The sequence below is a fragment of the Deinococcus marmoris genome, assembly GCF_001949125.1.
Classification (GTDB): domain Bacteria; phylum Deinococcota; class Deinococci; order Deinococcales; family Deinococcaceae; genus Deinococcus; species Deinococcus marmoris_A.
Map to the genome: position 1 here is coordinate 44,262 of NZ_MSTI01000091.1, position 13,857 is coordinate 58,118.

The 13,857-nt window shown below is 64.3% G+C and carries 12 protein-coding genes; 9 read left to right on the top strand and 3 right to left on the bottom strand.

Going from position 1 to position 13,857, the window contains the following annotated elements; genetic code table 11:
* Positions 1-691: 691 nt before the first annotated feature.
* Genes BOO71_RS13520 through BOO71_RS13540 form a run of 5 tightly spaced genes read left to right on the top strand, consistent with a single transcriptional unit; the run spans position 692 to position 4,923 of the window.
* Positions 692-1,135, top strand: a complete 444-nt coding sequence (locus BOO71_RS13520; RefSeq protein WP_075833217.1) for an acyl-CoA thioesterase — start codon at positions 692-694, stop codon at positions 1,133-1,135.
* Positions 1,135-1,500 carry a class Ib ribonucleoside-diphosphate reductase assembly flavoprotein NrdI gene (gene nrdI, locus BOO71_RS13525; protein ID WP_075833219.1) on the top strand — a complete coding sequence of 122 codons (366 nt, stop codon included), beginning with the start codon at positions 1,135-1,137 and terminating at the stop codon, positions 1,498-1,500. The genes BOO71_RS13520 and nrdI overlap by 1 nt, the downstream gene beginning before the upstream one ends.
* A 14-nt stretch (positions 1,501-1,514) precedes the next feature.
* Positions 1,515-3,602 (top strand): class 1b ribonucleoside-diphosphate reductase subunit alpha, encoded by a 2,088-nt coding sequence (gene nrdE / locus BOO71_RS13530; protein WP_075833221.1) that lies wholly within the window; start codon positions 1,515-1,517, stop codon positions 3,600-3,602.
* Positions 3,603-3,611: 9 nt separating this feature from the next.
* Positions 3,612-4,646, top strand: a complete 1,035-nt coding sequence (locus BOO71_RS13535; RefSeq protein WP_075833223.1) for a ribonucleotide-diphosphate reductase subunit beta — start codon at positions 3,612-3,614, stop codon at positions 4,644-4,646.
* On the top strand, positions 4,639-4,923 hold the full coding sequence (locus BOO71_RS13540; RefSeq protein WP_075833225.1) for a glutaredoxin family protein: 285 nt from the start codon (positions 4,639-4,641) through the stop codon (positions 4,921-4,923). Before BOO71_RS13535 ends, BOO71_RS13540 begins: the two co-directional genes overlap by 8 nt.
* Positions 4,924-5,015: 92 nt before the next feature.
* Here BOO71_RS13540 and BOO71_RS13545 read toward each other — a convergent pair whose 3' ends face one another.
* Positions 5,016-5,936, bottom strand: coding sequence for a hypothetical protein (locus BOO71_RS13545; protein ID WP_083653416.1), 921 nt, complete (start codon positions 5,934-5,936; stop codon positions 5,016-5,018).
* Between the two features lie 190 nt (positions 5,937-6,126).
* On the opposite strand from BOO71_RS13545, the gene BOO71_RS13550 reads away from it, so the two are divergent.
* Both BOO71_RS13550 and BOO71_RS13555 read left to right on the top strand, forming a co-directional pair.
* Positions 6,127-7,293 carry an anhydro-N-acetylmuramic acid kinase gene (locus BOO71_RS13550; RefSeq protein ID WP_254843155.1) on the top strand — a complete coding sequence of 389 codons (1,167 nt, stop codon included), beginning with the start codon at positions 6,127-6,129 and terminating at the stop codon, positions 7,291-7,293.
* 162 nt (positions 7,294-7,455) lie between these two features.
* On the top strand, positions 7,456-8,184 hold the full coding sequence (locus BOO71_RS13555) for a DUF1175 family protein (RefSeq protein WP_175607445.1): 729 nt from the start codon (positions 7,456-7,458) through the stop codon (positions 8,182-8,184).
* A 74-nt stretch (positions 8,185-8,258) separates the two neighbouring features.
* On the opposite strand, the gene BOO71_RS13560 is transcribed toward BOO71_RS13555, so the two are convergent.
* Positions 8,259-8,789, bottom strand: coding sequence for a RidA family protein (locus BOO71_RS13560; RefSeq protein ID WP_254843156.1), 531 nt, complete (start codon positions 8,787-8,789; stop codon positions 8,259-8,261).
* Between the two features lie 50 nt (positions 8,790-8,839).
* A complete protein-coding gene (locus BOO71_RS13565) occupies positions 8,840-9,685 on the bottom strand; it encodes a dienelactone hydrolase family protein (RefSeq protein ID WP_175607446.1) in 846 nt (281 codons plus the stop codon).
* A 230-nt stretch (positions 9,686-9,915) separates the two neighbouring features.
* Between BOO71_RS13565 and BOO71_RS13570 the strand changes: the two genes are divergently transcribed.
* Both BOO71_RS13570 and BOO71_RS13575 read left to right on the top strand, forming a co-directional pair.
* Complete coding sequence (locus BOO71_RS13570) at positions 9,916-12,135, top strand: ATP-binding protein (protein ID WP_075833233.1); 2,220 nt, start codon at positions 9,916-9,918, stop codon at positions 12,133-12,135.
* 144 nt (positions 12,136-12,279) lie between these two features.
* The gene (locus BOO71_RS13575; protein ID WP_075833236.1) at positions 12,280-13,773 is read left to right on the top strand and encodes a sensor domain-containing diguanylate cyclase; all 1,494 of its coding nucleotides are present in this window, start codon (positions 12,280-12,282) and stop codon (positions 13,771-13,773) included.
* The last annotated feature ends 84 nt before the right edge of the window (positions 13,774-13,857 follow it).

Below are 13,857 nucleotides of genomic sequence, written 5' to 3' on the forward strand. Positions count from 1 at the left end.
TCGGAAGCATCAAAGAAATCCGAACGGGCGTCCAGGCATCCTCTCTTTGAACTGTGCCAGGCATGGGCACTGTTCCGATCTCTGCCGCGTTGGAGACGGAATCCGTATGGCCCAGGAGGCGAGGGCAGCCGGGAACATCTGGCGGCAACACTGAAGTATTGAAAATCGGAGCCATCATCGGCGCGATACGGTCTTCTATTGCTGGAGGACCGCAGGATTGCCTGCCCTGGCCGGATACCTGCGTCACCATCCACTGGCCGTGCTGAACTGCCTGGATATCGGCCCTGGTTGAGACAGGAGCCGGATCGGTCCCGTCCAGATACAGCATCGCGGCCCCACGCCAGTACCAGATCCAGTACCAGATGGAGTACAGTGACGACGCTGCTCCCCACGAGCAGCCTCCGCAGGAACCGAGGGAAGTCCGGTCACGCCCCCCCACAAAGGGGGCTTCAGTCCGGCACAGTCGCGCTACGGTACCCAGTCCGAACGCTCGCCTCGCGGAGTCCCATTCTCGTGTCTGCTCCCGCGTCAGGGGCCAAGGATAACCACCGTGCCGAACTAGTTGTCTTATTGCCGTATTTGCCGCCCCACGAAGGGCTGCGCGAATACGTCTTTTTTTGTTTCCACCTATTGAACCCGCGCTGAGTTCCGCCGCACGGGTGGCCCTGTCCTGTCTTTTTGCCGAGGTTTTATGACCCACTCTCCCGCGCTGGATGTTGCGAACCTTCCGCCTCGTCCTCACACTGCCGAGACCCGCGTCACGCATGTGGTCTTTCCCGGCGACACCAACCACCACGGCACGCTGTTCGGCGGCGAGGCCCTGTCGTTCATGGACAGCGCCGCCTTTATCGCCGCCACGCGCTACTGCCGCCGCAAGGTGGTCACGCGGCATCTGGACGCGATGGAATTTTCGCGGCCCATTCCGCAGGGCAGTCTGGTTGAACTCGTCGCCCGCGTCATCAAAACGGGGCGCAGCAGCATGACCGTGCTGGTGGAACTGTTCATTGAGCAGATGTACAGCGATCAGCGCGAGCTGGGCTGCACCGGAACCTTCGTGCTGGTGGCGATTGGCGACGACGGTCAGCCCACGCCGGTTCCTAACCTGAATGGTGATGGCCCTCGGCTGGAAGGCTGATGCTGCTGGCCTACGACTCGTTAACCGGCAACGTGCGGCGGCTGGCGCGGGAACTGGCCGGGCACCTGGGCGCAGAAGCGGTGGACGTGCGCTCACATTCTCCCAGCCGCGAATACCTGCTGCTGACCTACACCTTTGGCACGGGGCAGGTGCCGGATAGCACGCGCCATTTTCTGGATCAGCACGGCCACCTGCTGCGCGGCGTGGTCTCCAGCGGCTCGTACCACTGGGGCCAGAATTTTGCGCGGGCGGCGGACGTGATCGCGGCGCGCTACGCCGTCCCCATCGTCGCCAAGATCAACAAGGGCGGCACCGCCGCAGACCGTGTGCGCGTGCTGGCGTGGCTGGAGGAGCGCAGTGTTTAATTTAAGGGAGAAGTATGGAACGCTGGATTGAACTGAACAACAAGGTGCTGGCTGGAACGCTGGTGCAGCCACAACACGATCTGGAAGCCCTTCAGGCGTACTTTCAGGAGAAGGTCAACCCCAACACGGTCTTCTTCCACAACCTGCGCGAGAAGGTGCGTTACCTGACCGAGCAGGGCGTCTGGGACGCGGGGCTTTTTGAGCGCTACACGCCAGACGAGGTGCAGTCCGTCTTTGAACGCGCCTACAGCTATAAATTTCGCTTCCAGTCCTTCATGGGCGCGTACAAGTTCTACAACGAGTACGCCACCATGACCCCGGACCGCACCCGCTGGCTGGAGCGCTACGAGGACCGCCTGAGCATCACCGCCCTGTCGCGCTCGGAAACGGTTGAGGAGGCGCTGGAGCTGGTGCATCATCTGGTCAACCAGACCTTCACCCCCGCCACGCCCACGCTGATGAATTCCGGCAAGGCGAATACGGGCCGTCTGGTTTCCTGTTTCCTTTTGCAGGACTGCACCGACAATCTGGATTCCATTACCAAAACTCTTTCTTTCGTGGCCGAACTGAGCAAGGGTGGCGGCGGGATAGGCGTGGAGGTCAGCAACCTGCGGGCGCGGGGTGAGAGCCTGCGCGGCATCCAGAACGTCACCAAGGGCGTGATGGGGGTTGCCAAGATGCTGGACAACATGCTCAGGTACGCCGATCAGGCCGGACAGCGCCCCGGTGCGGGGGCCATTTACCTGAGCGTGATGCACGCCGACTTTCTGGACACCCTGGGGGCCAAGAAAATCGCCACCGACGAGGACGCCAGACTGAAGACCCTCAGCGTGGGGGCCACCATTCCCGACATCTTTATTGAAAAGGTGCGTGCGGGCGAGGACATTTACCAGTTCTTCCCCCATTCGCTGTGGCAGGAAACCGGGCGCGAGTTCACCGACATTGACTGGACAGCGGAATACGACGCGCTGGCCGACAACCCACGCATCCGCAAGAAGCGCGTCTCGGCCCGCCGGATTCTGGAAGAAATTGCTGTCACGCAAGGGGAGAGCGGCTACCCCTACCTGCTGTTTGAGGGCCACGCCAACCGCGCCAACCCGATTCCCAACGTCGGCACCATCAAGATGAGCAACCTCTGCTCCGAGATCCTGCAACCCACCACGCCCAGTTATTTCCACGCCTACGGGCAGGAAAGTAAGGACCGCATCGGGCTGGACGTGTCGTGCAATCTGGCGTCGCTGGTGATTGAGCAGACGATGGGCAGCCGCGATCTTGGCCGCGTGGTGGGCGCTGCCGTGCGGATGCTGGACAACGTCGCGCAGTCCACCCACATCACCGAGGTTCCCGCCGTGCGCCGCGCCAACGAGGAAATGCGCTCTATCGGTCTGGGCGCGATGGGCCTGCATTCCTTCCTGGCGGGCAAGGAGCTGATTTACGGCTCTCCCGAGGCGCTGGAATTTGTGGACGTGTTCTTCGCCGCCGTGCATTACCACGCCCGCAAAGCGAGTATGGAAATCGCGCGGGACACGGGCTTCGTCTTCGGGGGCTTCCAGGGCAGCCGTTACCAGTCTGGCGAACACTTCGCGCAGTATCTGGACCGGGACTTTGCGCCAAAAATGCCCGAAGTCGCGGCCCTTTTTGACGGTCACGCCCTGCCCACCCGCGCCGACTGGGAGCAGCTTGTGGCCGATATCAAGCAGCACGGTCTGGCCCACTCCTTCGTGATGGCCGTCGCCCCCACCGGGAGCATCAGCTACGTGTCTCACGCCAGCGCCAGCATCATGCCGATCACCGAAAAGGTGGAGACGCGCACCAGCAACAAGGCGCGGACCATCTACCCCATGCCGCACCTGAGCGCCGAGACCGAGTGGTACTACGAGGAAGCTTACGACATGGACCAGCGCCGCGTGCTGGACACCGTGGCCGCCGCGCAACGCCATGTAGATCAGGGCATTTCCTGCACGCTGTTCATCCCTGCCAGCGCCACCACCCGCACCCTGCAGGCGTATTACCTGTATGCCTACCGCCTGGGCATCAAAACCCTGTACTACACGCGCCTGCGCAAGTCCAGCCTGCAAGAGTGCCTGAGCTGCGTGGTCTGAGGAGTTTCTATGTCATCCCAACCCTTTTCCGCCACCAACTGGTCCGATCCCGAGGACAGCTTCTCGGCCACCTTCTACGAGAAATACACCTCTCAGTTGTGGTTTCCCGAAGAAATCCCACTGAGCAACGACGCACTGGTCTGGAAGACCCTGAGTGACGCCGAACGCTGGACCTACATCCACGCCTCGGCAGGTCTGAACGCGCTGGATACCTTGCAGGGCGAGGTGGGAATGCCTGCCCTGCGTGGTCTGGTGTACGGACACATCCGCAAAGCGACGCTGCAATTTCAGGGCATGATGGAAGATATCCATGCCCGCAGCTACAGCATGATGAACAAGACCTTCCTCACCACCACCGAGGAACGCGAGGTCTTTGAATGGGTGCGGACCCAGCCCCACCTACAATTTAAGATCGCCTTTATCCAGGGCATTTTCCACGATCCCGACGTGTCCACGCTGGGCCTGTGGAAGAAGATGGTGGTGTCGTGCATGCTGGAAACGTCGCTGTTTTACAGTGGGTTCTTCTATCCGCTGTATCTGGCGGGGCAGGGCCGCATGGTTTCGGCAGGCGAGATTTTCAACCTGATTATTCTGGATGAGGCATTGCACGGCGTGTACGTGGCGTTGCTGGCCCAGGAGCAGTTCAACCTGATGTCGGCAGCCGAGCAGGCATATGCGCGGGCGTGGTACGCCGAGACGCTGCAAACGCTCTATAAAAACGAGCTGGCCTACACCGAAGTCCTGTATGCAGACCTGGGGCTGGCCGGGGATGTCAAGCGTTTCATCCGCTTCAACTTCAACGTGCTGGCCGACAATCTGGACCTGGAGCGTACCTTCCCCGACGAGGAGATCAACCCCGTGGTCCAGAATGGCATTCAGGGGCGCGGCACCACCCACGATTTTTTCAGCGCCAAGGGCAGCAGCTACAGCAAGATGACCACCGAGGCGATCACCGACGCGGACATTGACGCGCTGTGGTCCGGCCATTTTCCTGATTTGAGCCGCCCCGATCTTCAGCCGACTGTGCGGGTCAGCCATGACTGATTCTGAGGTTCATCCTGCGCCGTTTGTAATGCTGACCCAGGACGACTGCCCCAACTGCGAGCGCCTGAAACTGATGCTGGCACAGCCGCTTAAGGGCCAGTTTGACGCTCAGATCGAGGTGGTCCACCGCCAGCAGCACGCCGAGGCATTCGCCGCCCTGACCGCGAGCAGCGGCGTCCGCAGCACCCCGGCGCTGATCCACCGGGCCAGCGGAAAGGTGCTGCTGAACACCGGGGGACTGGGCGAGGTGCGGGGCTTCCTGACCGGGCAGGGCTGAGGCTCCACGTCCGTAACCCACCCTCCTCCTGTCCGAAGTCCCAGCAGTACCGCTGAGTTTTCAGCGAGAACGGCCAGGAGAACGGGCTGTGGTCAGCGCAGATCACTCCGCAGCAGCTCGACCATGCCCTTGACCGCGCGTTCCTGCATGGCCTTCAGCTCATCAGCGGTGGTTTTCTGGGCGGCGCGGACTGCCGCGAAATCACGGGCATCTTCCCCGGTCAGGCGCGTCACGCTGCTCTGAACGGTGAAGTGCGTTTCCGGCAGGCTGCCGAGGTTGCGCTCGGCGTCCTTGTGGCGCGCACTCAGGAAGGCTTGCAGCAGACCACCCTTGGCGCTGCGCTCCATCAGTTCGCGTTGCAGGGCACGGTCCTTGATGCCCTGGATGGCGTCCCAGGCGGCGTCGCCCAGCAACTGCGTCGCGTTGACGGGCTGGGCGTACTCGGTGGCCGTGACCTCCTGGCCGCCCTCGGTGCGCCGCCAGATGCGCAGAAACAGGCCGCGCTCCGGGGTCCACATCGTCTCGAAATCACGGGCGTCCTCGATCAGCACGCGCAGTTGCGCCGCACTCTTGATGGTCGTGCGCCAGCCCTCGCCCAGCACGCTCCAGTCGCTCAGGCCGTCGGCGTTGGGAGCGCCCAGGCTGGCGTAGCTGCGGGCCAGATGTTCGGCATCCTCTCCGGTGCGGCCCACCAGTGTCTTGCCCGCGAACAGTTGAATCTCGCCCGTGTCGGTCAGCGCCGCGCGGTGTTCCAGATGATGCAGGCTGTAGCCCCAGCGGTCCAGCGCCCCACGCAGCAAGGCCGTGAGCTGGGCGTCGGCAGTGGCCGGGTCCGCCACGATCCCCTTCACATCGGCGTCGATCTGCGCGGTGGTCAGCAGCCGCTGAAAACCGGTGGCGTCGCTGGGCACCGCGTTGCCGGGCACTGCGTCGCCGGGCGCTGGGGCAGGCGTGTCCTTGCGGCGGCTTCCCGATTGGCGGGTGGCGGATTGGCGGGTAGTCGTTTCGCTCATACCGTAATTATAGAGGATTTTGGTGGCCCTGTCTGTGTGGCACACGGCGCAGAGGTTGTTTCCTGGCAATTCAGACTGAACGGGCCGTGGTCCGACCAGAGGGCGGATGGTACGGTGTGGGCGCAATGATTGAGTCAGAACGCCCCGAACTTCAATTGGAACGGAGATTCTCACGGGCGGGTGGTCACCCGTGACCCGCGCGCCCCGCATCCTGGGCCTGATGACGGGCACCAGCATGGACGGCATCGACGCGGTGCTGATCGAGCTTGCAGGCTGGCCTGCGCTGGGTGCGGGTGGACGCCCTCCCGAATTGACTGGCCCCACCCCGCGCGCCACTGTGCTAGAACACCGCTTCACCCCGTTCGCCGATGACCTCCGTGCCGCGCTGCTGTCCGCCAGCCGCGACGAGGCAAAGACCAGCGAAATCACCCAGTTGAGTTTCTGGCTGGGCGAGGCGCTGGCCGATGCCGCCGCCGAACTTTCAGCAGACGCCGATCTGATCGCCAGCCACGGACAGACCGTCCACCACATTCCCGCGCCGGATGAAACGCGTGGCTGGCACACCCGCTCCACCCTCCAGATCGGCGAGGCGTCGGTGGTCGTGGAGCGCACCGGGAAGCCCGTGGTGTCCGATTTTCGCCCGCCCGACATGGTGGCCGGGGGTCAGGGTGCGCCGCTGGTGCCCTTTGCAGACCGGTTGATGTACGCCGAGGCTGGCGTGCGGCGTGCCATTCACAATCTGGGTGGCATCAGCAACCTGACCTATCTGCCGGGACTGGATGAGGCTGGCGTAATCGCTTTCGATACTGGCCCCGCCAATGCCCTGATCGACGAGGCCGCCGAGTTGTTTGGGAAGAGATACGACGAGGGCGGACACCTGGGCGCAAGTGGTTATGTGGCTGACAGTCTGGTGGAAATATGGCGGCAGGACGCCTATCTGGCCGCCCCACCACCCAAATCCACCGGGCGTGAGCGCTGGAACCTGCAACGCCTGCCCGGTGTCTTTGAATTGAATGCGGGGGATATTGCGGCCACCGTGACCGCCTTCAGCGCGCAGACGGTGGTGGACGCCTATCAACGGTTTGTGCTGCCGCATGGCCTGGACGAGATCGTGGTGGCGGGCGGCGGCGCGTACAATCCCACGTTCATGGCGCAGCTCAAGGCGGCCCTGGCACCCATCCCCGTCCTGACCTTCGAGGAACGCGGCTGGAATTCCAGCGCGCGGGAGGCGGCGGCCTTCGCCATCCTGGGGTATTACGCGTATCAGGGCTGGCGAAATACATTGCCGCACACGACGGGGGCGCGGCACGCAGTGATCGCCGGAAAGCTCTCGCGGCCAGCGGGAGAAGGTAGCTGATACGGAATCCGTATGGGACAACTTGAACAGAGGAGGCCTGGACGCCCATCTGGAATTTCAGGCATTTCCAGCAGCTTCCCATTGGAATCCATATGGAACCCCGTCCCTCACCCGCTGCGCCGACTCCCGGAAGATACTCGGGGCATGACGCGGCGTCACTTCATGTCTGGCCTCTGCTTGCTGGCCTGTTTCGCGCTGGGCGGTGGACTCACGCAGACGGCTGCGGCACCTGGCCCGCCCAGTGCCGCAGACCGGGACCGCGACGGCTACCCCGACGCTGCCGAACTGGTGGGGCAGGACCGCGCCAATTTTGCCGACTGGTTCGCCGCCGTCGCCGAGAGCCAGTACTACGGCATGAACGCCGACTGGAAGCCCGAGGACCGCGATTGCGGCGGCCTGCTGCGCTACGCCTTTACCAACGCGCTGATGCCGCACGACGCGGCGTGGTTCGCCAAATTCAGGTATTTGCCACGCCCGAAACTCGGCCCGGTGCAGGCGTTCAGTTACCCGCTGCCCGTCATCAGTCGCTCGGTGTTCCGGGTGGCGGGCGGGGCGTACCAGTCGGGCGATATCGGGGCTGGGAAGCTGGTGGGGCGCACGGGCGTCCAGTACCTCTCCACCTACTCGATGGTCCGCGTGTCGCGCGACATGCAACAGGCCAGGCGCGGCGATCTGCTGATCTTCATCCGTCCGGGCCAGCGCTCGTATCACAGCATGGTGTACCTGGGAGACGGCAAGGTGGTGTACCACACCGGAGCCAGCCCCGCAGAAGGTGGAGAGGTCCGGTTATTGACCGTTCAGAGCCTGCTGCGCTACGCCGAGCGCGCCTTTCACCCAGCGAGCAGCAACCCCAGCTTTCTGGGCGTTTACCGCTGGAAAATCGCAGATTGAAGGCGTCTTAAGGATTCCGGTTGACCAGTGATGGAAGAACTGGGAAACCCGAACGGAGTGAGCCGCAATCCGTATCAGTCGCGGATCAGCACCTCGGCCTCTACTTCCACCGGAATATTCCAGGGCAGTTCAGCCAGTCCCACTGCCGAGCGGGCGTGCTGACCGATCTCTGGGCCAAACACATCCAGGATCAGGGCAGAAAAACCGTTGATGACCTCTGGCAATCCGGTAAAGCCGGGCGCGGCGTTGACCATGCCGTGAACCCGCACCCAGGCCCTGATCCGGTCCAGATCGCCCAGCTCGCGGCGCAGGCTGCCCAGCACCGAGAGGGCCACCAGTCTTGCGCTGCTGTGGGCTGCACCGGGCGAAACTTCGCCGCCCACCTTGCCCACCTCACCCACCTTGCCCAGCGGCCCGGCCAGTGTGCCGTCCGGGGCCTGCGGACCGTGGCCGGAAATGATGGCGCGCGTGCCCACCACCCGCACCATCGCAAAGGGCAGGACCACTCCGGCAGGCAGCCGCACTGCTGGCGGCAGCACCAGTCCGAGTTCCCGGAGGCGGGCCTCAGCGCCCATAACGGGTTCCGGGAGGGAAAACGTGGGCAACCTCCAGATTTTGATCCGGCCAGTCAAACTTCACAGACATTGGGTTTCCTTCACGGCGAGTCCATTTCCACGGCCAGCGCCTTTTCAAAGAACTGCACGAGTGTCTGGCGGGCGGCCTCCCGCGCTTCCGGGTGGGGAGCAGACCGCCCCTCGCCGCCCTGGCCCCGGTGCAACATCGGGTCACGGTAGGTATATGGGGCCTCGAACATGTTGAAGCCGTGTTCCGCGCCGGGATAGACGACGGTCTGAATGTGGGCACGGTCCGCCGGGTCCAGATGGGCGATCAGCTCTGGCCCCGATTCGCCGGGATCGTCGTAACGGTCCAGCTCGCCCACCAGAACCAAGATGCTGGCCCCGGTCAGGTCACGAAATTCGTAGCCGGGAACGTTGTTGTAGATCCAGCAGGCCGGATAGAAGGCGGCGTGTGCGGCGAACTGCTGCCCTGCATCCAGATAGAGATCATGGGAGTTGCGGCCAGCACTGAGCAGGCTCATGACGCCGCCCCACGAGAAACCGACGATGCCGATCCGGCGGGCGTCCACCCCTGGATGCGCGGCCAGCACAGCAAACGCGCCGAAGATGTCCGGCAGGGTTTCCCACGCCGCTGTCGGCCTGCCTTCCGAGCCGCCCGCCAGATTCCGCGCGCCCCACATATCGATTTCCAGCGTGGCGATGCCTGCGCGGTTCAGGTCCAGCGCGTGCGCCTGCCCGCGTGAGTCGATGCCGTTGGAACCGTGGGCGATCACCACCGCAGGCCCAGGCCCATCTAGGACAGGGAGTTGAAGGCGTGCGCCGATCTGTAACGTCGTGCCGTCCAGCGCCTGCACCGGGAAACACAGATGCTGGATGCGTAGCGCTGGAAAGGGTTCACCTGTCGGAAGTGCGGGGGAGTTCACGGGCTGACCCCAGCCAGACACAGTGGCGGGGATGAACTGATGCGGAGCGGGATCATGGGACATCGTAGAAGCGCAGCGGGAAGGTGTCAATCGCATCCACCCGTTCAGCGTCAGCAGTCAGCACCTGCTGCCTTGATGAGAAGGGAACAGTTCGACGGGCTTCCCACAAAACGCGTCTGAAAGCACTTTTTCTCTCAATACCCTGCCATGCCTTTAAGCTATCTTAAGGTATGGCTCATCCGGTCACGGCGTCCAGCACGTCGTCCCTTTTTCTGATCGAACATTTGCAGGCCGTCACGGAGCAGCTCTCCGCAGCGTCCACCACCGGGGAAGTGCTGGGCAGCGTGCTGGTGTCGCTGCGGGAAACGCTGGCCGACGCGAGCGGGACCCTGCTGCTGCTCGGCCCATCGGGAGAACATCTGGACGTCGGACCTGCCGGGGGAGAGGAGACAGGCCGCCGATCCGTGTGGACGGGCGGACCTCTGAACCACGCTGATCCTGCCGGGGACGCCCTGCTTCGGCGGGAAGCGCTGTACTTCGGGCGTCACGCCGAGCTGGTCCAGACTTACCCGGAACTGGCGGGCCGGATGAACCTGACAGCGCCTGATGTGAATTTACCTGTGCCCTCTGGAAATGTACCTGGGGCCAGCGCTGCGCTGCCGCTGGTGCTGGAGGGGCGCGGAATCGGCACCCTGATGGTGGACTTCCGAGAGCCGCATTCCTTCGCGCCGGAGGAGAAAGGCTTTCTGCGAACGCTGGCCGCGCTGTGTGCTGTCGCGCTGGGGCGGGTGCGGCTGGGTGAAGAACTGGAGGCGCGGGTGGCCGCGCGCACCGCTGAATTGGAGGCGCAGTCCCGCTCGCTTCAGGAAGAACGCACGGCCCTGGACGCCTTCGTGGCCTATCAGGAAGCGGTGGGCGACGAGCGCGACGTGCAGGCGCTGGCGCGGCAGGCCATTCAGGTGTTGCGCGCCAGCCTGCCACACGTCAGCGCCGCGTACTACGAACTCGACGGCCAACTGTGGAAGGCGCGGGCATGGTCCGGGGAGCTGTCAGACGAGATGACCCGGCAGATTCGCTGCGGAGTGCCGCTGGACGCGCCCGATTTTGCCGAGGCCACCCGTAGTCGCGCCGCCGTCTTTGCGGACGGCTGGAATGCCGGGCCGAACAGTCTGTCCGGTTCCACGCTGCCCGGCACCCCGATGTCCGGCGCGGTGGCCCTGGTGCCGCTGCTGACCGGGAACGAGTTGCACAGCCTGCTGGCGGTGGGCACCCCACAGGCCCACATCTGGAGTGAGCGCGAGCGGGCCATCGTGCGGGCGGTGACGCGCGGGCTTGCGCTGACGCTGGAGCGTTCGGCGGCGGCAGCGGCGCTGGACCGGACCCAGCATTACCTGAAGGTGGCCGCCGAGAACGCCCCGATCCTGCTGTTTGCCACCGACGCGCGGGGAGTCTTCACCCTCTCGGAAGGCCGCCTGCTGGAGCAGCTTGGGCTGCGGCCCGGTCAGGCGGTGGGCCAGTTGGCCACGGCGCTGTTCGCCCGCGAGCCGGATCTGCGCGAGGGGCGGCGGCTGGCGCAGGCCCTGGACGGCGAGATCGCCCATGATCTGACGCACTTTGAAAGCAGCGGCGTGTCACTGGAAAGCTGGTTTATCCCGGTCAAGGATTCTTCCGGCGCGGTGACCGAGGTGGTGGGTGTGTCGCTGGACGTGACCGAGCGTCTGGAAACGCAGCGCCGCATCGAACGTGCCAACGCGGAACTGCGGCGCAGCAACGAGGAACTCGAACAGTTCGCGTATGTCGCGTCCCATGACCTGCAAGAGCCGCTGCGGACCATCACCAGTTTCTCGCAGCTCCTGATTACCCGCTACAGCGGTCAACTCGACCCCCGCGCCGAGGTCTATGTCCGCCAGATCAGTGAAGGCACCGGGCGCATGGCTCAGTTGTTGCAGGACCTGCTGGCCTTCGCGCGCGTGACCAGTGGGGCGGGGGCGCTGGTAGAGGTGGACATGAACACCGTGCTGGCCCAGGTGGTGCAGGACCTGCACGCGCGGACCCAGCAGACGGGAGCGGCCATCAGCGTCGGGGACCTGCCCCGCGTGCGCGGCGACGCCTCGCAACTGCGGCAGGTTTTTCAGAACCTGATCGGCAACGCCCTGAAGTTCCGTGATCCGCAGCGTCCCTCTGTCATTAGGGTAGAGGCTGTGCCGGACGGCGCGAATGTCCGTTTCTCGGTCAGGGACAACGGCATCGGGATAGAGGCGGAATTCTTCGGGCGCATCTTCACCATCTTCCAGCGCCTGCATGGCCGCGAGGAGTACGAGGGCAACGGCATCGGCCTGTCGATCACCCGCAAGATCGCCGAGCGGCACGGCGGCGAGGTCTGGCTGGACAGCGAGCCGGGCGCGGGCAGCACCTTTTTCCTGACCCTGCCCGCCGCCAGTGATCTGTAACGGCTCTGGGTCCGCCTGAACGGCCCCGCAGTCCAGACCCGAAGCGCGAAATTCAACACAGAAACGGCTTGAAAATTAGAAAATCCGCACCCAGCCCACTTTCCTGTCATAAAAACGTGGTGAATGCTGAACTACATTGGAGTCATGACCGGCGCCCCTTTTCCACCTGATGAATATGCGCGGCTGCTGGCACTGGCCCAGTACGAGATTCTGGATACCCCCCAGGAGGAAGCCTTTGACCGGATCACGCGGCTGGCGGCGCACCTGCTGGGCACTCCGGTGGCCTTTATCAATTTCGTGGACCAGTTCCGGCAGTGGAACAAATCTGCCTATGGTCCGGGAAACACCACAGCAGCGCGGCGCGATTCCGTGTGTGCCTGGACCATCCTGCAAGAGGGGCCGATGGTGATCGAGAATGCCCACGCCGACCCCCGCTTTGCCCACAACCCGATGGTCACGGGCACGCCGCATATTCACATGTACGCGGGCACGCCGCTGACCACGCCGTCGGGTCACCGTATCGGCACGCTGTGCGTCACCGACGACCAGCCACACCCGCTGTCGGCGGATGACCTCAAATCCTTGCAGGATCTGGCGGATCTGGTGGTCAGCGAACTGGAACTGCGCGCCCGCACCGTCTACCTGAACCGTGAATTGCAGGCGCAGACCCTGCGTAACGTCGACCTGCAACGCGGGCTGGATCAGGCCCAGGTGCTGGAAGGCATTACCCAACTGATGGGCCTGGACCTGACCCCCGAGGAAACCACCGTGGCGGCCTCGTCGCTGCTGGGCGAGGCGCTGGACGCCGATTACACGGGCCTGATCGTCTTCGAGGACGGGGGAGTGCGGGTCCGGGTGGCGCACCAGCATCCCCGCGTGCCGCAGACGACGCGCGATCTTCCCGGTCAGTTCTCCGACTGGCCCCTGTCACTGACACACGCTCTGCGCGGTCTTCAGCAGCCCCTGTACCTGGACAACTACCCGGCCCATCCCCACGCGCTCAAGGTTCTGGTGGCCGCCGGGGTTCAGCAGATCGCCTGGATTCCGCTGGGCACGCACGGCCCCACCACCCCGCTACTGATGGCCGTGCGCCTGGAGGGCAGCGAGGCCACGCGCTGGCGCAGCAGTGACCGCGCGCTCCTGGAGGCGGCAGGTCGCAGTGTCCGCAGCGCCCTGGAACGCCGCCAGACGGTGACGCTAGCCCGGCAGGAAGCTCGCCGCGATCCCCTGACTGGCGCACTGAACCGCCGCGCGCTGGACGAGGATCTGGCGCGGCTGGAAGGGCTGGCCCAGCCGTTCACGCTGGCTGGAATCGATCTGGACGGCCTGAAGACCATCAATGATCAGCACGGGCACGGCCTGGGTGACCGCGTCCTTCAGATGTTCGCGGGCAGTCTGAAGACCACGCTGGACACCAGCGCGCAGGTTTTCCGCGTGGGCGGCGACGAGTTCGTCGTGCTGGGCCGCGCCCCGGAGACTCAAATTCGTTCGGCGGTGAATGCGGCAGTGCTGGCCGTGCGTCAGGTGGCCCCGTTGAAGGGAGCCAGCGTCGGCACGGTCCGCAGTAGCGAGGGTTCTGGCGACGCCCTGCTCGCTATGGCCGACGGGCGCATGTACGAGGTCAAGCGGGGCCGCTGAAACTGAAACCCTGAAAACGCCACATCGGGTGAGGGACAGTTTCAGTCTCTGGCCGGCTAACCCGGACTGTCCAACATGGTGAAG